The sequence below is a fragment of the Nocardia sp. GCM10030253 genome (genome assembly GCF_042675075.1).
Lineage (GTDB): Bacteria > Actinomycetota > Actinomycetes > Mycobacteriales > Mycobacteriaceae > Nocardia.
The window spans coordinates 128,029-144,912 of sequence record NZ_JBHTDL010000008.1 but is presented as its reverse complement, the minus strand read 5'-3'; the positions used below and the strand labels follow the sequence as shown (position 1 = coordinate 144,912).

At 66.0% G+C, this 16,884-nt stretch carries 15 protein-coding genes; 10 read left to right on the top strand and 5 right to left on the bottom strand.

The genetic code is table 11. The features are described from left to right. Window positions 1–123 precede the first annotated feature (123 nt). A complete protein-coding gene (locus ACFQZZ_RS19260; RefSeq protein ID WP_378682319.1) occupies window positions 124–756 on the bottom strand; it encodes a hypothetical protein in 633 nt (210 codons plus the stop codon). Between the two features lie 256 nt (window positions 757–1,012). Between ACFQZZ_RS19260 and ACFQZZ_RS19255 the strand changes: the two genes are divergently transcribed. Then, entirely contained in the window at window positions 1,013–1,252 is a 240-nt protein-coding gene (locus tag ACFQZZ_RS19255; protein WP_378682316.1) for a hypothetical protein, read from the top strand. Between the two features lie 95 nt (window positions 1,253–1,347). Here ACFQZZ_RS19255 and ACFQZZ_RS19250 read toward each other — a convergent pair whose 3' ends face one another. Together ACFQZZ_RS19250 and ACFQZZ_RS19245 are read right to left on the bottom strand one after the other, a co-directional pair. After that, the gene (locus ACFQZZ_RS19250; RefSeq protein WP_378682313.1) at window positions 1,348–2,577 is read right to left on the bottom strand and encodes an acyl-CoA dehydrogenase family protein; all 1,230 of its coding nucleotides are present in this window, start codon (window positions 2,575–2,577) and stop codon (window positions 1,348–1,350) included. 34 nt (window positions 2,578–2,611) lie between these two features. Next, complete coding sequence (locus ACFQZZ_RS19245) at window positions 2,612–4,006, bottom strand: acyl-CoA dehydrogenase family protein (RefSeq protein ID WP_378682310.1); 1,395 nt, start codon at window positions 4,004–4,006, stop codon at window positions 2,612–2,614. 129 nt (window positions 4,007–4,135) lie between these two features. On the opposite strand from ACFQZZ_RS19245, the gene ACFQZZ_RS19240 reads away from it, so the two are divergent. Next, entirely contained in the window at window positions 4,136–5,614 is a 1,479-nt protein-coding gene (locus tag ACFQZZ_RS19240; RefSeq protein ID WP_378682307.1) for a glycosyltransferase family 39 protein, read from the top strand. A 376-nt stretch (window positions 5,615–5,990) separates the two neighbouring features. Beyond that, window positions 5,991–6,512 carry a GNAT family N-acetyltransferase gene (locus tag ACFQZZ_RS19235; RefSeq protein ID WP_378682304.1) on the top strand — a complete coding sequence of 174 codons (522 nt, stop codon included), beginning with the start codon at window positions 5,991–5,993 and terminating at the stop codon, window positions 6,510–6,512. Here the strand turns inward: ACFQZZ_RS19235 and hisN are convergent. Together hisN and ACFQZZ_RS19225 are read right to left on the bottom strand one after the other, a co-directional pair. Continuing rightward, a complete protein-coding gene (hisN, locus tag ACFQZZ_RS19230; protein WP_378682301.1) occupies window positions 6,509–7,297 on the bottom strand; it encodes a histidinol-phosphatase in 789 nt (262 codons plus the stop codon). The two genes, ACFQZZ_RS19235 and hisN, sit on opposite strands and share 4 nt — an antisense overlap. Before the next feature lie 171 nt (window positions 7,298–7,468). Further along, window positions 7,469–8,059, bottom strand: coding sequence for an NADPH-dependent FMN reductase (locus tag ACFQZZ_RS19225; RefSeq protein ID WP_378682299.1), 591 nt, complete (start codon window positions 8,057–8,059; stop codon window positions 7,469–7,471). A gap of 148 nt (window positions 8,060–8,207) precedes the next feature. On the opposite strand from ACFQZZ_RS19225, the gene ACFQZZ_RS19220 reads away from it, so the two are divergent. The 7 genes from ACFQZZ_RS19220 (at window position 8,208) to phoA (ending at window position 16,752) form a co-directional block, all read left to right on the top strand. Continuing rightward, window positions 8,208–9,062 (top strand): helix-turn-helix transcriptional regulator, encoded by an 855-nt coding sequence (locus ACFQZZ_RS19220; RefSeq protein ID WP_378682296.1) that lies wholly within the window; start codon window positions 8,208–8,210, stop codon window positions 9,060–9,062. Window positions 9,063–9,204: 142 nt separating this feature from the next. Further along, window positions 9,205–10,320, top strand: a complete 1,116-nt coding sequence (gene prfB, locus ACFQZZ_RS19215) for a peptide chain release factor 2 (RefSeq protein WP_378682293.1) — start codon at window positions 9,205–9,207, stop codon at window positions 10,318–10,320. After that, window positions 10,321–11,184, top strand: a complete 864-nt coding sequence (locus ACFQZZ_RS19210; protein ID WP_378682290.1) for a mechanosensitive ion channel family protein — start codon at window positions 10,321–10,323, stop codon at window positions 11,182–11,184. A 230-nt stretch (window positions 11,185–11,414) separates the two neighbouring features. Continuing rightward, window positions 11,415–12,104, top strand: a complete 690-nt coding sequence (gene ftsE, locus ACFQZZ_RS19205; RefSeq protein ID WP_378682287.1) for a cell division ATP-binding protein FtsE — start codon at window positions 11,415–11,417, stop codon at window positions 12,102–12,104. Then, window positions 12,104–13,009 carry a permease-like cell division protein FtsX gene (ftsX, locus tag ACFQZZ_RS19200; protein ID WP_378682284.1) on the top strand — a complete coding sequence of 302 codons (906 nt, stop codon included), beginning with the start codon at window positions 12,104–12,106 and terminating at the stop codon, window positions 13,007–13,009. Before ftsE ends, ftsX begins: the two co-directional genes overlap by 1 nt. A 191-nt stretch (window positions 13,010–13,200) precedes the next feature. Beyond that, a complete protein-coding gene (gene recQ / locus ACFQZZ_RS19195) occupies window positions 13,201–15,111 on the top strand; it encodes a DNA helicase RecQ (protein ID WP_378682281.1) in 1,911 nt (636 codons plus the stop codon). A gap of 153 nt (window positions 15,112–15,264) precedes the next feature. Continuing rightward, window positions 15,265–16,752, top strand: a complete 1,488-nt coding sequence (gene phoA / locus ACFQZZ_RS19190) for an alkaline phosphatase (protein WP_378682278.1) — start codon at window positions 15,265–15,267, stop codon at window positions 16,750–16,752. Window positions 16,753–16,884: the final 132 nt, after the last annotated feature.

The window sequence follows — 16,884 nt, the reverse complement described above, 5'->3', positions numbered from 1 at the left end:
CCTCACCCCGCCGTCGGCGAATGGTGCTCACGCATCAGGCAACCCGAGACGGCTGTGCGTGGCGAGAGCCGATGCAAGTCCAGGGCGGACCCGCATCGGCTCTCGGGCGTGGTGCTGGAGCGGTCAGTTGTAGATGACTCCGAAGGAGGGGATGGAGATGGTGCCGCGCTGGTACCGGAAGCCATCGGGGTTCGCATCGCTGACCGGGGCGGGCGAGCGGTGCCACAGGGTTCCGTACACCGCGGTCACGATCATGCCGCCGCCGATGTCCAGCGGACGGGTGCGGATGGTGGTGTCGACGGGGACATCGTTGTGCTCGGAAAGCACCTCGGTACCGCTGCGGCCGTTGGACAGGTTGATCCACATCACCTCGAGCTTGGCTCCGTTCTGGTTCGGCGAAATCGTGCCGGGCCCGCCGAAGAACCCGAACCGGAATCCGTCGTAGCCGAGCGCGATGCCGGACCCGTAGACACCGGGGCCGTCACCGCGGCCGATGTCGGATTGCGCCGGTACCTGGAACGGTTGCGCGGGCAATGCCACCTGCCCTGCGGTGGCGACCTGGCCGGAGGCGATCAGCCGATCGACGGCCTGCTCGGCCGCGGGGTTGCCGGCAGCTGCTGCCCGCAGTTGCCGAGCTGCCGTATTCCAATCGACTTCCGCCGGGTCGGCGGCGGCCTGACCTGCGAATACGACAGCAACTGCGGTCGTTGCCGCGAGTGCGGCGGTGAAGCGACGTATCAAACCCAACTTCTGCATAACCAGTCTCCTCATGGGGGGTCTTGGTACAGCTCGATGGAAAATTCGTCCGCTGAATTCTTCGGACTCAACACGCAGGCCGTTAGCTTTGTCAAACCGCGTGCCCGTGCAGCAACGTAGTGGACCGCTCGACCGACTGGTCGTAAGCCAGGGCATGTGTCTGAAAACCGAGACGAATTGGGCCATCGCAGAATGGATAGCAGTAAGCTGAATTCCTTGTCCGCGTGTGGATTATCGCGGCATTGCGGAGAGCTTCATGACTACAGGCGATTTCAGCTATGTCAATACGTCAGGGGATGACTACACCCTGCGCAACCCATGCAGCGGCAAATACCTCGAGCTGGTCGGTGGTGCACTGCGCGTGGTCAATCGCACCAACACCAGGGCAATCCTGTGCAAGGAGCGAGGCAGCCGTGGCTCCCGTCTGGTGATATACCCAGGAGCGTCAGGGAGTTTCGGCGGCGCCGCTGTCCCTGACCTCGTGATCTTCGACTAGCGGGCGATCGGACTCGCCGTCACCGAACGAACAGAAACCGGTGCGAATCACAGCGTGGACTCGCACCGGTTTTCGTTCCAGCTCTTACTTCTGCGTCATTTCAGCTCGGCGCTGGTCTTGCCGAGGACCCGCCGCGCCACGATGAGCTGCTGGATCTGCTGGGTGCCTTCGAAGATGTCGAGGATCTTCGAGTCGCGGCCCCACTTTTCGAGCAAGGTGCGCTGGGAGTAGCCGATGGCGCCGGCGAGTTCGACGGCCTTCAACGACACGTCGGTGCCGGTGCGGCCGGCCTTGGCCTTGGACATGGAGGCTTCCAAGGAGTTCGGCTTCTTGTTGTCGGCCATCCATGCGGCGCGCAGCGACAGCAGGTAGGCGGACTCGTAATCGGCCTCCATACGCAGGAATTCGGCGGCCGCGGCGTGCTGGTTGTTGGCGGGGGTGTCGTAGGAGATCTCGACACCGGCGTCGGTCAGGATCGCACGCAGCTCCTCGAGGGCGGCGCGGGCGACGCCGACGGCCATGGCGGCAACGAGGGGGCGGGTGTTGTCGAAGGTCTGCATGACCCCGGCAAAGCCCTTCTCCACGTTGACTTCCGGGCTGCCGAGGATGTTGTCCTTCGGAATCCGGCAGTCCTGCAGCAGCAGCACGGCGGTATCGGAAGCCTTGATGCCGAGCTTGTGTTCGAGCCGAGCCACCGAGAGGCCAGGAGCGTCGCGCGGCACGACGAACGACTTGATCGCGGCGCGGCCGAGGCTGCGGTCGACCGACGCCCACACCACGATGTGGGTGGAACGCTGGCCCGCGGTCACGAAGATCTTCTCGCCGTTGAGAACCCACTCGTCGCCGTCGAGGACGGCGGTGGTGGTGACCGCGGCCGAGTCGGAGCCGAACGACGGCTCGGTGATGGCCATCGAGGCCCACACCTTGCCGAAGCGCTCGAGCTGCTCGTCGGTGGCGACGGCCGCGATGGCAGCGTTGCCGAGACCCTGGTAGGGGATCGAGAGCATCAGGCCGACGTCGCCCCAGGAGGTTTCCAGGGCGTTCAGCAGTGCGGACATGTTGCCGCCGTTGGTGTTTCCGAGCAGCTCGGTGGCGTGGTCGTCGGACTCGCTGCCGGCCGCACGGCCACCGGCCGCGCCGCCGATCTTCTGGGTGCCGGAGTCGGCGAGGCCTTCGACCATGGCGGCCATGGTGTCGAGCTCGACCGGGTAGTCGTGCTCGCCGAGGTCGTACTTGCGCGAGATCGGACGGAAGATCTCCGAGGCGACCTGGTGGGCCTGGTTGGCGCTGGCCCGGAGCTTCTTGGGGAGTTCGAGATTGATCATGGAATGTCTCCTGGAAGTTAAGGAACCAGCCGGTTTAGATGAGCACGACACCTTCGGCGACGCCGATGGCCCGCAGGTCGCGGTACCAGCGCTCGACCGGGTGTTCCTTTGTGAAGCCGTGGCCACCGAGCAACTGCACGCCGTCGAGACCGATCTGCATGCCCTTGTCGGTGGCGAGCTTTCTCGCCAGCGCCGCTTCGCGAGCGAACGACAGGCCTTGTTCCGCGCGTGACGCACCACGCAGGGTCACGAGCCGAAGGCCGTCGAGTTCGATGGCGATGTTGGCGACCATGAAGGCGACCGCCTGGCGGTGGCTGATCGGCTCGCCGAACGCCTCACGCTCGTTCACGTACGGAATCACGTAGTCCAGCACGGCCTGGCCGGTGCCGATGGCCAGCGAGGCCCAGCCGAGGCGGGCGAGACGGACCGCGTCCGCGTACTCCTCGGCGCGCTGCTTGGCATCGCCGTCGCCGAGGATGGCGTCGGTGCCGACCGCGACGTTGTCGAGGATCAGGCGGCCGAGGCCCGCGGCACGCAGACCCATGCTCGGGTCGGCCTCCACGACCAGACCCTGGGTGTCGGACGGCACGATGAACAGGGCAGGGCGACCGTCGAGCTCGGCGGCGACCAGGAATAGCTCGGCATCCGCGGCGGCGGGCACCAGGCTCTTCACCCCATTGAGGCGGTAGCCGCTGGGGGAGCGAGTTGCTTTGGTCTCCAACGCGAATGGGTCGAACAGGGCGCGCGGCTCGCTGATCACGACCGAGGCCTGCGGCACGTTCTCGCCGGTGAAGGCGGGCAGGTAGGTCTTCTGCTGCGCGTCGGTACCCCACTGGGAGAGGGCGACCGCGACGCCGCTCGGCGCGAGGATCGGCAGGGCAAGGCCCATGTCACCGTGTGCGAGGGCCTCTGCGACCAGCGAGTTGGTGACCGCGCCGCGCTCGGCGGCCGCGCCTTCGAGCTCCTCTGGCACGTTGATCAGGGTGATACCGAGTTCGGCGGCCCGCTCGAGCAGGTCGCGTGGCGCCTTCGCGGCACCGTCGGCTTCGTAGGCGGCCGGGCGCAGGATCTCGGCCGCGAATTCCTTCACCGTCTCGACGATCATCTGCTGCTCGTCGCTGGGGGTGAGGTCGAAGAAGTCCTTGTTCTTCGACTCGTTGTCCGCCAGTCGCTTCGGTGCGCCGTTGCCCGCGACCTTGGCGAAGGCGCGGGTGGCCGCGCCGAGGGTACGGAAGCCGGTCTTGGTGCCTTCGTAGGTGACTCGCTCGAGCGGCTTGCGCAGGTTGTACTTCTCGGCGAGCTCCGACCCGGTGAAGGTCGTCATGATCCGCATGGCCGCGCCCATCCAGTCCCGCTTGGGATGGTTCAGGCCAACGGCGGACGTGTCTGGACGTCGCTTCGTTGCGCTGTCTCGAGTGCTCATCATCACCTGTTTTCTCGGGTGGGTGGGGTGAGATCTTGTCCCAGCTATCTTACTCCTGAGTAAGGCTATCTTACTCCAGAGTAAGAACTGCGTCGAGGTGCAGCATACGCGGCTGATCTGTGTCAGGCTGGACAAGTGCCCAACGTCGCGGTGCGACAGGTGCCCGCTGTTGCGGTGCGACAGCTGACCGCCGTCGCGGGTCTGTTTGCTGCTCTGCTCATTGCCTTCGCCGCGCGCTACGGCTACCACCGGGACGAGCTGTATTTTTTGGCGGCGGGCCGGCACCTGGACTGGGGCTACCCGGATCAACCGCCTCTGCTGCCACTGCTCGCCCGCGCAATGTCCGCAATCGATCCCGATTCGATACTGCTCCTGCGTCTTCCGTCGATCGTGGCGGCCACGTTCATCGTCATCTGCGCGGGTCTGATGGCGCGCGAGCTCGGCGGCGGGCGCGGTGCGCAGGCGCTCGCGGCGGCGGCCGTGGCCAGTGCGGCGCTGGTGATGGGCGTCGGGCACCTGCTCACCACCACCACCTTCGACATGGCCGCATGGTCACTGGTGTGCCTGCTGGTGCTGAAACTGCAGGGTGACGGAGACCCGAGATGGTGGATCTCGGTGGGGTTGGTGGTCGGGATCGGGTTGCAGAACAAGTTGCTGCTGATCTTTCCCGTCGGTGCGCTCGTACTGGCGCTGGCTCTGGTCGGACCGCGAAAGATATTCGCTACCAAGTACTTCCCGATCGCGGTCGGACTCGCCGTGCTGATCTGGCTGCCCTACCTGTGGTGGCAGGCCGGGAACGGTTGGCCGCAATGGGAAATGAGTCGGGCGATCGCAAGCGGATCGTCGGGCACCTCGGACTCGCCCGCGGCGTTCGTGCTGCTACAGCTCGGGCTGATGGGGCCGTTGTTGGTGCCGCTGTGGGCATTCGGGCTGTGGCGGCTGTGGCGCGACCTTCGGTACCGTGCCTTTCCGATCGGGTATGCGCTGATGTTCGTGGTCTTCGCGGTCACCGGCGGCAAGGCGTACTACATGGGCGGGATGTATCCGATTCTGCTTGCCGCGGCTGCGGCGCCGGCCGCAGTCTGGCTCGGGAACCGGCGAAAACGTTGGGCGGCAGCGGGTTCAGCGCTCGCGGTCAATGCCATCGCCTCGGCGATATTGTTCCTGCCGGTGTTGCCGATTTCCGCATTGCCGGATTCGCCGGTGCTCGCCATCAATTACGACGCGGGCGAAACCATCGGCTGGCCGGAATTCGTGCGCCGGATTGCCGACGCGCATGCCGCCCTCGGTGCCGATGTCGCCATTCTCACCGCCGACTCCGGCGAGGCAGGCGCCATCGAACGCTTCGGCGGGCAATACGGTCTGCCGACACCCCACAGCGGCCACAACGCCTACTGGTGGTGGGGTCCGCCCAGTGACACCGCCACTACTGTGCTGACCGTCGGTATCGACCGCGACCAGCTGGTCCGCTTCTGTCGTGACATCGAACCGATGGGCCGTATCGACAATGGCCTCGGCATCGACAATGACGAACAAGGTGAGCCGATCTTCCGCTGTCGCGAACCGCGAACGGCCTGGTCGGAAGTGTGGCCACAAATGAAACATCTCGGCTGAGATTCGGACCGGACAGCGCTTTGGTCAATGATCTTGATAGGCAGCAAGATTGGTGACAATCGACTGCCATCCGGAACATCTACCGCAACGAAGATCTATCGAGGCCTGTCGTAGGTGCCGTCCGGTAGAGCTCGGCGCCCGGTTTCGGCAGGACTGTCATTCCCGCTGCGAACGAATGGAGATGTCATGGTAATTCGCATTGTCGATCAATTCGTCTCCGGGATAACCAACCTGATCGCTGTGCTGTTCATTCCGTGAGTGGAGCTGTCCGGGGCGGATATGCTGTCCGCCCCGGACAGTCCGTCGATCGCTCGGACGGTGGCGGCGAGGGCGGTTCGTAGGCATGCTCGATTCGGACGTAACCCGAAGGAGTACCGTGCCCGAATCTGCCCCCATGGTCGTGGCGACTCCCGCTGACGCGGTCGACATTGCGCAACTACGCGATCGACTCGCCGAGTGGATGGTCGGCAACGGCATCGCGCAATGGTTGCCCGGCGAATACCCCGCCGCGGTCGTGGCCGAAGAGGCGACGCGGGGCGAATGGTTCATCTGGCGCGAGAGCCTGACCGAGCTGACCGCCGCGGTCCGGATCGTCTGGCGGGACCCGGACTTCTGGGGCGCGGACGACGCCGAAGCCGGATACATCCACGGGCTCATGGTCGCCCCGGAGTATCGGGGGCGTGATCTCGGCTCCCGCATCATCCAGTTCTGTGCCGACTACACGCTTGCCCGAGGCGTCACTGTGCAACGCCTGGACGCAGCCGCGGACAATCCGGTGCTCCGCAAGTACTACGGCGCACAGGGTTTCATCGAGGTTCGGGAAACGCAGCTGCCACCACAGTTCCACGGCACCGCCAGGGTGGTGCTCATGGAGAAGCCGCTCGCGCCGGGGAGTTAGTCGGCGCCGAGGCGGGAGAGCACCTCGTCGTGCAGGAGCCCGTTGGTGGCGATGGCGTCGCCGCCGTGCGGGCCGGAATTGCCGTTGAGAGCGGTGAAGCGGCCGCCCGCTTCGCGGACGAGGATGTCGAGGGCGGCCAGATCCCACAGCGAGACCTCGGGTTCGGTGGCGATGTCCACCGCGCCCTCGGCCAGCAGGCAATAGGTGAGGAAGTCGCCATAGCCGCGGACTCGCCAGACGTCATCGGTGAGTCCGAGGAAGTGTTCGCGCAGACCGCGTTCGCGCCAACCGGACAGGCTGGAGAACGCCAGGCTCGCCGAACTCAGCTCGGCCACCGCGGACACCGAAAGCGGTTTCGGCGCATCGTGATCGAAGGTGGACCAGGCGCCGGCGCCCGCCGCCGCCCACCATCGGCGGGTCAGCGCAGGAGCGCTCACCACGCCGACCACCGGCACTCCGTCCTCGAGCAACGCGATCAGCGTGGCCCAGATCGGCACCCGGCGCACGAAATTCTTGGTGCCGTCGATGGGATCGATCACCCACTGCCGTCCCGTGAACTCCACGTCCCCGCCGAACTCCTCGCCGAGCACCGAATCGCCGGGCCGTTCCTGCCCGAGCACCTGCCGGATCGCCTTCTCCACCGCCAGATCGGCATCGGAGACCGGCGTCAGATCCGGCTTCGAATCCACCTTCAAATCCAACGCACCGAAGCGCGCCCGAGTAATCGCATCGGCCTCATCGGCCAGCCGCAGGGCAAGTTCGAGATCGGAAGAATCCACAGCCACACCCGCACCCTATCGACCTGCCCCCACCCACCCGACCAGCAGCCACCCCGCCAACCGGCACCGCGAGTGGCGCATGGCTGCGGTAACCGTCGAGAGCGTCCCGCCATGGTGTGCCGCTCGCGGCCGGTCCAGCAGCGAAGGTGCGGCGGGCCGAATGCGGGCACGCGGTGCTCACGCTGCTTGCGGGACCGATCGGGCGGCGGTGAGGGCGCTTGCCCACCAGTGCAATTGGTCGAGCATTGCTTGGGCGGCGGCGGCGGGCTCTTCGGGGTCGAGGAGGTTTCCTTCGGCATCGAAGAGCAGGTAGTAGCGGGGGAAGGAGACGTAGTTGCGGACGGTGTGGGCGTTGAGTTCGCTGAAGACCTGGCGCAGTCCTTCGATCGCGAGCAGGCCGCCGCTGGCGCCGCTGTAGCCGACGAAGCCGATCGTCTTGCTGTCCCACTGGGTGAAGTGCCAGTCGATGGCGGCCTTCAGTGAGGCGGGGAAGCTGCGGTTGTAGTCCGGGGTGACGATGACGAACGCGTCGGCCGCGTCCAGTCGCCGGGTGAGGTCGGTCATCCCGGCCGGGCGCTCCGGGTTCGGGTCCATGGCGGGGGAGACCGCGGGTAATTCCAGCGGCAGTTCGAAATCCGCCAGATCGATCACGTCGATATCGAACCCGCCGTGCCGGGCGGCATGTTCGGTGAACCAGGAGGTCACCACGGGGGCGAAGCGTCCCTCGCGGACACTGCCGACGATTACCGCGAGCTTCAGTGCGGGCATGCCATTCTCCTTTTAGGAAGCCTCGCCACGACCGTTCGGCCGTGGCATCCCCCAATCTGCTGCCCGCCGTGGCTGCCAGGAAGACCGCGCGGAGAGTGGTAGCGGCAGGGTCACCCTCGCGCCGGCCAACGCTTGTACCGTTCGAAGGGTGAGTGACAACGAGTTGGGCCTCTTCCTGCGCACCCGGCGCGAGGCGGTTACTCCGGCCCAGGTCGGATTGCCGACCGGAGCGCGCCGCAGGACCCCCGGACTGCGTCGCGCGGAGCTGGCCACCCTGGCCGGGGTGAGTGTCGAATACATCACCCGACTCGAACAGGGGCGCGATCGCCGTCCCTCGCCGCCGGTGCTCGGCGCCCTCGCCGACGCACTGCACCTGGCGCCGAGCGAACGCGTGCACCTGCACCGACTGACCAAGGCCGCCGATGCCGGATTCAGCTGCATGGGCGGCGCCCAGCCGCCGCGCGAGGTGCGCCCCACCGTCCGCGCCGTCCTCGACCGCTTGGAGCCCGCACCCGCGGTAGTGGTCAATCGACTGCGCGACGCGCTTGCCTGGACCGAAGGCTACGAACGTCTGATGGGCTCGACCGGGTTGCTCGATGACGAGGGCTGCAGTCTCGCGCTGTACGTCTTCACCGATCCGCGCGCCCGGACCGTCTATCCGGATTGGGAACATGTCGCCGACGAATTGGTGGCCGCTCTCAAACAGGGCCCGTTCCGCGCCGACCCGCACATTGCCGCACTGGCCGACGAACTCACCGTCGCCGCTGGTGCGGAGTTCACCCGACGGGTACAGAACGTTCCCAGTCTCGCCGCCGCCACCGGCATCACCCGCCTGGCGCATCCTGACGCGGGCAACCTGCGGTTGTCCTACGAAACCCTCGACCTGTCCGCGGACGACGACCAGCAATTGATCGTCTACCTGCCCGCCGACGAGTCGACCGCGCATGCCCTCGATGCGCTCACCGGCCGCCGCCCCGGCGGTTTGCGCGCGGTATCCAACTGACCCGACGACCGGGCTGATCCGCTCAGCACACGCCACCGAACCCTGGCCCGCGCTGACCACGGGCTCGCCACGCAAGCCGCGTCGCACTCGGCGGCACGCTGGGTTTAGGGGCAGGCGGAGCAGCACAGTAGGCTAGGACATCGTGCATCCTGACGTCTCCGCTGATCTCGCCGAACTCGACGCAACCCTCAAGACGGTCGAGTCGGTCCTCGACATCGAGGAGCTGCGTCGTCGTATCGACGAGCTGGAGCACCAGGCCGCCGATCCGGACCTGTGGAATGACCAGGATCACGCGCAGCAGGTCACCAGTGAGCTGTCGCACGCGCAGAGCGAGTTGCGCCGGGTCGAGGAACTGCGCCAGCGGCTGGAAGATCTGCCGGTGCTGTACGAACTGGCCGATGGCGAGGAAGGCGAGGCGCAGGTTTCCGCGCTGGCCGACGCCGACGCCGAACGTGCCGCGCTGCACGGCGACGTGGAGGCCCTGGAGGTTCGTACGCTGCTGTCGGGCGAGTACGACAAGCGTGACGCGCTGGTCAACATCCGATCGGGCGCGGGCGGCGTCGACGCCGCGGACTGGGCCGAGATGCTGATGCGCATGTACATCCGCTGGGCGGACCGGCACAAGTTCTCGGTCGAGGTGTACGACACCTCCTATGCCGAGGAAGCGGGCATCAAGAGCGCCACTTTCGCGGTGAAGTCGCCCTACGCCTACGGCACCCTCTCGGTGGAGATGGGCACGCACCGGCTCGTGCGGATCAGCCCGTTCGACAACCAGGGCCGCCGCCAGACTTCCTTCGCCGAGGTCGAGGTGCTGCCGGTGGTCGAGACCACCGATCACATCGAGATTCCCGACACCGAGATCAGGGTGGACGTCTACCGCTCGTCCGGCCCCGGCGGCCAGAGCGTCAACACCACCGACTCCGCGGTGCGGCTGACGCACATCCCGACCGGCATCGTCGTTACCTGCCAGAACGAGAAATCCCAACTGCAGAACAAGATTTCGGCGATGCGCGTGCTGCAGGCCAAGCTGCTGGAACGCAAGCGGCAGGAGGAGCGCGCCCAGATGGACGCGCTGAAGACGAACGAGGGCGCGTCCTGGGGCAACCAGATGCGCTCCTATGTGCTGCACCCTTACCAGATGGTCAAGGATCTGCGGACCAACTACGAAGTCAATAATCCGTCTGCCGTGCTCGACGGTGACATCGATGGTTTCATCGAATCCGGAATCCGCTGGCGAATGCGAGAGCAGGCAAGCTAAATGAACATCGCGGGGATCCAGGCCTTCGCCTCGTCCACCGATTTCACGACCTGGCTGCGCTCTTCGGGCCTGGAGATCGTGCTCTACCTGCTCGGCGCGGTGCTGTTCAGCCGGTTCGCGACCTTCATCAGGGATCGAATCACCCGCAAGATCGACGCCGGCTTCCGCAGCAGCGATGCGCTGGTCCGGACCGAAGCGGCCAAACATCGGCACGCGTTGGCGCAGGTGGTCACCTGGGTGGTGCTGACCATCGTGTACGTCCTTGTCGGCATCGAGGTGCTGCGGCGCATGGGGTTCGCGGTGACCGGACTCGTCGCGCCCGCCGCGGTGTTGGGTGCCGCACTCGGTTTCGGCGCGCAGCGCATCGTGCAGGACATTCTGGCCGGGTTCTTCCTGATCACCGAGCGTCAGTACGGGTTCGGTGACGTGGTTCGCATCGCGGTGACTGGATCCGCGGAGCACGCCGAGGGTACGGTCGAAGATGTCACGCTGCGGATCACCACGTTGCGTAACGCGGACGGTGAAGTGATCATCGTGCCCAACGGTCAGATCGTGAAAGTGACGAATCTGTCGAAGGATTGGGCCCGCGCCGCGATCGATGTGCCGGTGGCCGCAAGCGCGGACATCACCAGGGTCAACGAGATCCTGCACGAAGTCGGTACACAGGCGTACCAAGACAGTCGGCTGCGGCCACTGCTACTCGACGAGCCCAGCGTGATGGGTGTCGAAGACCTGACGGTCGACCAGATGAACATCCGGATGGTTGCCCGCACGTTGCCAGGCAAACAATTCGAAGTCGGTCGCGAACTGCGGGTGCGGGTAGCCGCAGCGTTGCGCCGGGAGGGAATCAGTGAGACCTCGTAGATCCACGGCGATCCTGATGGCAACCTGGGTCGTCACGTTCGTGTTGTATCTGTTCGTCAAGCCGGATAACCCGATGCCAGCCGGATCGAATCCCAATCTGAACACCGTTCCGGCAGCAGTGCTTCCGGCCGTACCCAACCGTTGAGGCGGGGCCGTCGGCAGCGCGCGTGCGCCGCGGTAGGTCCTCGGCCGTGGGGTCGTCGAAGGGTTGCTGGTTACACTGGCTCCCCGTGATCACCATGCGGAACGTCACCAAGTCATACAAGACCTCGACGCGACCCGCGCTGGACAACATCACCGTAGATGTGGACAAGGGCGAATTCGTCTTCATCATCGGACCGTCCGGTTCCGGCAAGTCGACCTTCATGCGCCTGCTACTCAAGGAGGAGGCACCCACCTCCGGCGAGATACAGGTCGCCGACTTCCGAGTCGACCGGCTTCCTGGGCGGCGGGTGCCGAAGTTGCGTCAGCGCATGGGTTGCGTATTCCAGGACTTCCGACTACTACAGCAGAAGACTGTCCAGCAGAATGTCGCGTTCGCGCTGGAGGTGATCGGCAGGCGCCGCCAGTTCATCGACCGGACGGTTCCCGAGGTACTCGACATGGTCGGTCTCGGTGGTAAGGCCGATCGACTGCCGAGCGAGCTGTCCGGCGGTGAGCAGCAGCGCGTCGCGATCGCCAGGGCGTTCGTGAACCATCCGCTGGTACTGCTCGCCGACGAGCCGACCGGCAATCTCGATCCCGACACCAGCGGCGACATCATGCTGCTGCTGGAGCGGATCAACCGCACCGGTACGACGGTGGTGATGGCCACGCACGACAACCACATCGTCGATGCGATGCGCAGGCGCGTGGTCGAGCTCGATCGCGGCCGCCTGGTGCGCGACGACGCGACCGGTGTGTACGGGGTGGGCCGGTAATGCGATTCGGATTCCTGTTCGGCGAGGTTCTCACCGGACTGCGCCGCAATGTGACGATGACCATCGCGATGATCCTCACCACCGCGGTGTCACTGACCATGTTGGGCGGTGGCCTGCTCTCGGTACGGATTGCCGACAAGACCGAGAACTACTTTATGGATCGGGTCGAGATTCGGCTGTATCTCGATGATGCCGTCTCGGAGAGCGACCTCGAGTGCTCCAAGGAGCCGTGCCAGACGCTGACGTCCGATCTCAAGAAGACCGGCGGCGTGGTGTCGGTCCAGTTCGTCAACAGCGAAGAGGCGATGAAGGAAGCCACCGAGGTGACCTTCAAGGGCCAGCCCGAGATGATCGACATGATCAAGGACACCAGGCTGCCCGCGTCGCTACGCGTGAAGATGGCCGACGCCGACCAATACGAGCGGATCTTCGAGACGTACCATTCGCGACCCGGGGTGCAGCAAGTCCTCAACGACAAGCAGATTGTCGACCGGCTGGTCAGCATCTTCGACGGGCTGCGCAACGCGGCATTCGGTTTGGCGTTGGTGATGGCGCTCGCGGCACTGATGTTGATCGCGAACATGGTGCAGATCGCCGCGTTCACCCGCCGTGAGGAGGTGGGGATCATGCGGCTGGTCGGCGCGACCCGCTGGTACACGCAGCTGCCGTTCCTGCTCGAGGCGGTTGCCGCGGCGGTCATCGGTTCCGTGCTCGCGATCCTGGGCCTGCTCATCGCACGGCCCATGGTGGTCGATCGGGCGCTCGGGCAGCTGTTCGACAGCAATGTCTTCCCGCATGTCACCGGCGACGACATCGCGGTGGTCGCGCTGACCATCGCGCCGATCGGTGTGGTTTTCGCCGCGATCACCGCCTACGCCACGCTGCGCTACTACGTGCGCGAATAGCCGAGACTGCCGCGAACGCCGGGACCGGGGACGCCGAGGCTGTCACTGGCTCCGGCACTCCGCGCAGGATCGGGGCGCGACCCCGCGGATGACGAGATTGGTTATGCACATGTGGAGTACCTGCCGTGTGGCCCAGGGTCGGGGACGGTGTAAGGGTTTCTCTCCGGGATGGCGCTCGTAGGATGGGCCGGGTGGAATCCCCCGATGCTTTCCCGGCTGACTCTTTCGAGCGACCCGCAAGCAGTCGCTACGGGCTGCTGACCGACGGCGACCTCGGTACCGAATCCGGTGCGGCGCAACAGGTTCTACGTCGTGTGTTCGGCTACGACAGCTTCCGCGGTGATCAGCAGGAGATCGTGGAGCATGTGGTCGGCGGCGGGGATGCGCTGGTGCTGATGCCGACCGGCGGCGGTAAGTCACTGTGCTACCAGGTGCCCGCGTTGGTGCGTCCCGGCGTCGGGGTGGTGGTGTCACCGCTGATCGCCTTGATGCAGGACCAGGTGGATGCGCTCAGCGCGCTCGGCGTGCGGGCCGGGTTCCTGAACTCCACGCAGTTCCCGGACGAGCGGCGGATGGTGGAGGCCCAGTTCGTCGCGGGCGAGTTGGACATGCTGTACCTGGCGCCGGAACGCCTGCGGCTGGAATCGACCGCGAACCTGCTCGACCGGGGCAAGATCGCGCTGTTCGCCATCGACGAGGCGCACTGCGTCTCGCAGTGGGGCCACGACTTCCGCCCCGACTACCTCGGCTTGTCGATGCTGCACGAGCGCTGGCCGGATGTGCCGCGCATCGCGCTGACCGCGACCGCGACCGACAAGACCCGCGACGAGATCATTCAGCGCCTCGAACTCGGTGCCGCCAAGCGATTCGTCGCCAGCTTCGACCGGCCGAATATCCAGTACCGGATCGAGCCGAAGAACCGGCCGGAGCGCCAGTTGCTGGAGTTCATCAAGGCCGAGCATGCGGGGGATGCGGGGATCGTCTACTGCCTGTCGCGCAACTCGGTGGAGAAGACCGCGGCATTCCTCAACGAGAACGGGATCAGTGCCGTCGCCTATCACGCCGGGCTGGACGCGAGGACTCGTGCGACGAATCAGTCACGGTTCCTCCGTGAGGACGGGCTCATCGTCGTCGCCACCATCGCCTTCGGCATGGGCATCGATAAGCCGGACGTGCGGTTCGTCGCGCACCTGGATCTGCCGAAATCGGTAGAGGGCTACTACCAGGAGACCGGCCGCGCGGGCCGCGACGGGTTGCCGTCGACGGCGTGGATGGTGTACGGGCTCAGTGATGTTGTGCAGCAACGCAAATTGATCGACGCCTCCGACGGCGACGCCGCCCATCGCAGGCTGCTGCAGTTGCATCTGGACGCGATGCTCGCGCTGTGCGAAACCGTGGAGTGCCGCCGCACACAGCTGCTGGCCTACTTCGGCCAGCCCGGTGCGGCGTGCGGCAATTGCGATACCTGCCTGACCCCGCCGGAGTCCTGGGACGGCACGGTGGCCGCACAGAAGGTGCTGTCCGCGGTGCTGCGGTTGAAACGCGAACGCGGCCAGAGCTTCGGTGCGGGCCACATCGTCGACATCTTGATCGGCAAGAAGAATCCCAAGGTGCTGCAGCACGATCACCATGAGCTGAAGGTCTTCGGAGTCGGCACAGAACTGCGCGACGTCGAATGGCGTGGCGTGGTACGGCAATTGCTCGCCCAGGGGCTGTTGACCGTACATGGGGACTACGGCGTGCTGACGCTCACCGAGGCAAGCGACGGCGTGCTGTTCGACAGCAGGCAGGTGCTACTGCGCCGTGAGCCGGAGCGCGCTACCCCGGCACGCGCCGCCCGGTCGGCGAAATCGGCCAAGACCCCGCCCGTCGATCTGGCGCCCGCGGATGTCGGGCTGTTCGAGAAGCTGCGTGAATGGCGTGCGGCGACCTCGAAGGAGCAGGGCGTACCCGCTTACGTCGTCTTCCACGACGCCACGCTGCGCGAGATCGCAGGCCGTAAGCCGAAGAGCCTGGCGGAGTTGGGCACGGTCGCCGGTGTCGGCGAGAACAAGCTTGCCAAGTATGGGGAACAGGTGCTGGAGGTGTTGGCCGGAGAGTGACATTCTGCACCTGATGGAAGTCTGTGCGTGCTGCGTGTCCGCTCTTCGGATCACTCGAAAGTGGCTGTGCTGCTGAGCATTTCGGCTGTCTGCCGCGCCCATCGCAAAGCTCGGTGTACCCGAGGTAGCTACGAACACTATGGAGTCTCGATCATGCCCGCTGTCTCGTCGCGCCCCACACCTCGTCGGCTCCGGGCCGGTGCCGCTATCGGCGCCGCCCTTCTCGTCGGGGTACTGGCCGCCTGCGGGTCCTCCGACTCCGCTGGACAGAGCAATGGTGAGCTCATCAGCCCCGACGCCAAGGGCGACCTGAGCCAGACCGGCGGCGCTCGCCGGACCACCGGTGACCGTACCGATGCGCTGCGCGCCTCCCTCAACGGCAACCAGGCCAAGAACGTCATCCTGCTGATCGGTGACGGTATGGGCGATTCGGAAATCACGGTGGCGCGCAATGTTGCCGAGGGCGCTGGCGGCTACTTCAAGGGCATCGACGCGCTGCCGCTCACCGGTTCCTACACCCACTACTCTCTCGACAAGGCCACCGGAAAGCCGGACTACGTCACCGATTCCGCGGCCAGTGCCAGCGCGTGGGCGACCGGGACCAAGACCTACAACGGCGCCATCGGCGTCGACATCCACGGCGCCGCACGAACCAATCTGCTGGAGATCGCGAAGGCCAACGGCAAGGCCACCGGCAACGTGACCACCGCCGAGATCCAGGACGCCACCCCCGCCGCGATCGGTGCGCACGTCACCGATCGCAAGTGCTACGGCCCCGAGGAAACGGCGCTGAAGTGCCCGACCAACGCGCTGGAACAGGGCGGCCTCGGCTCGATCAGCGAGCAGTTGCTCGACACCCGCGCCGATATCACCCTCGGTGGCGGCGCGAAGAGCTTCGAGCAGAAGGCCGCAGCCGGCCAGTGGCAGGGACAGACGCTGCGCGACCAGGCCGAGGCGCGCGGCTACCACCTCGTTGCCGACCGGGCCGGTCTGGACGCGGTGTCGAAGGCCGACCAGGACGCACCGCTGCTCGGTCTCTTCGCCACAGGCACGATGCCGGTCCGCTGGGACGGCGCGAAGGCCGTGCGCGACGGGCTGAACCAGCCCGCTCAGACGTGCCGTCCGAACGCGGATCGGCCCGCCACCCAGCCTGATCTGGCCGGCATGACCCGCAAGGCGATCGATCTGTTGAAGGATCGCAAGGACGGCTTCTTCCTCCAGGTGGAGGGCGCGTCGATCGATAAGCAGGACCATGCCGCGAACCCCTGCGGGCAGGTCGGCGAGACCGTCGATCTGGACGAGGCGGTGCAGGCGGCCCTCGAATTCGCCGAGAACGACGGCAACACCCTGGTGATCGTCACGGCGGACCACGCGCACAGCAGCCAGATCGTGCCCCTCGATACCAAGTCGGCAGCGCTGACCAGCAAGGTCGTCACCAAGGACGGCGCCGAGATCGGCATCTCCTATGGCAACGGCGAAGAAGGCGGCTCCCAGGAGCACACCGGCACCCAGCTGCGTGTCGCCGCCTACGGCCCGCGCGCCGCGAACGTGGTCGGTCTCACCGACCAGACCGACATGTTCTTCACCATCTCCGACGCGCTCGGTCTGGATCGGAACAAGAAGGCGACGACCGGCAAATGACGCCGCGCGCGACCGTCGGGATCCACCAATCGGCCCCGACGTTTGCCGATGACGAAGGACCGCATGCCCGTCCTCGCTCCCGATGAGTGAGGATGGGCGCCGGAACATCCGAATGTGAATCACGGTGGAGGA

Coding starts and splice junctions, on each gene's coding strand:
- ACFQZZ_RS19260 (WP_378682319.1), bottom strand. CDS start 756: ATGCAGAAGTTGGGTTTGATACGTCGCTTCACCGCCGCACTCGCGGCA.
- ACFQZZ_RS19255 (WP_378682316.1), top strand. CDS start 1,013: ATGACTACAGGCGATTTCAGCTATGTCAATACGTCAGGGGATGACTAC.
- ACFQZZ_RS19250 (WP_378682313.1), bottom strand. CDS start 2,577: ATGATCAATCTCGAACTCCCCAAGAAGCTCCGGGCCAGCGCCAACCAG.
- ACFQZZ_RS19225 (WP_378682299.1), bottom strand. CDS start 8,059: ATGCCCGCACTGAAGCTCGCGGTAATCGTCGGCAGTGTCCGCGAGGGA.
- ACFQZZ_RS19210 (WP_378682290.1), top strand. CDS start 10,321: ATGAACATCGCGGGGATCCAGGCCTTCGCCTCGTCCACCGATTTCACG.
- ftsX (WP_378682284.1), top strand. CDS start 12,104: ATGCGATTCGGATTCCTGTTCGGCGAGGTTCTCACCGGACTGCGCCGC.
- phoA (WP_378682278.1), top strand. CDS start 15,265: ATGCCCGCTGTCTCGTCGCGCCCCACACCTCGTCGGCTCCGGGCCGGT.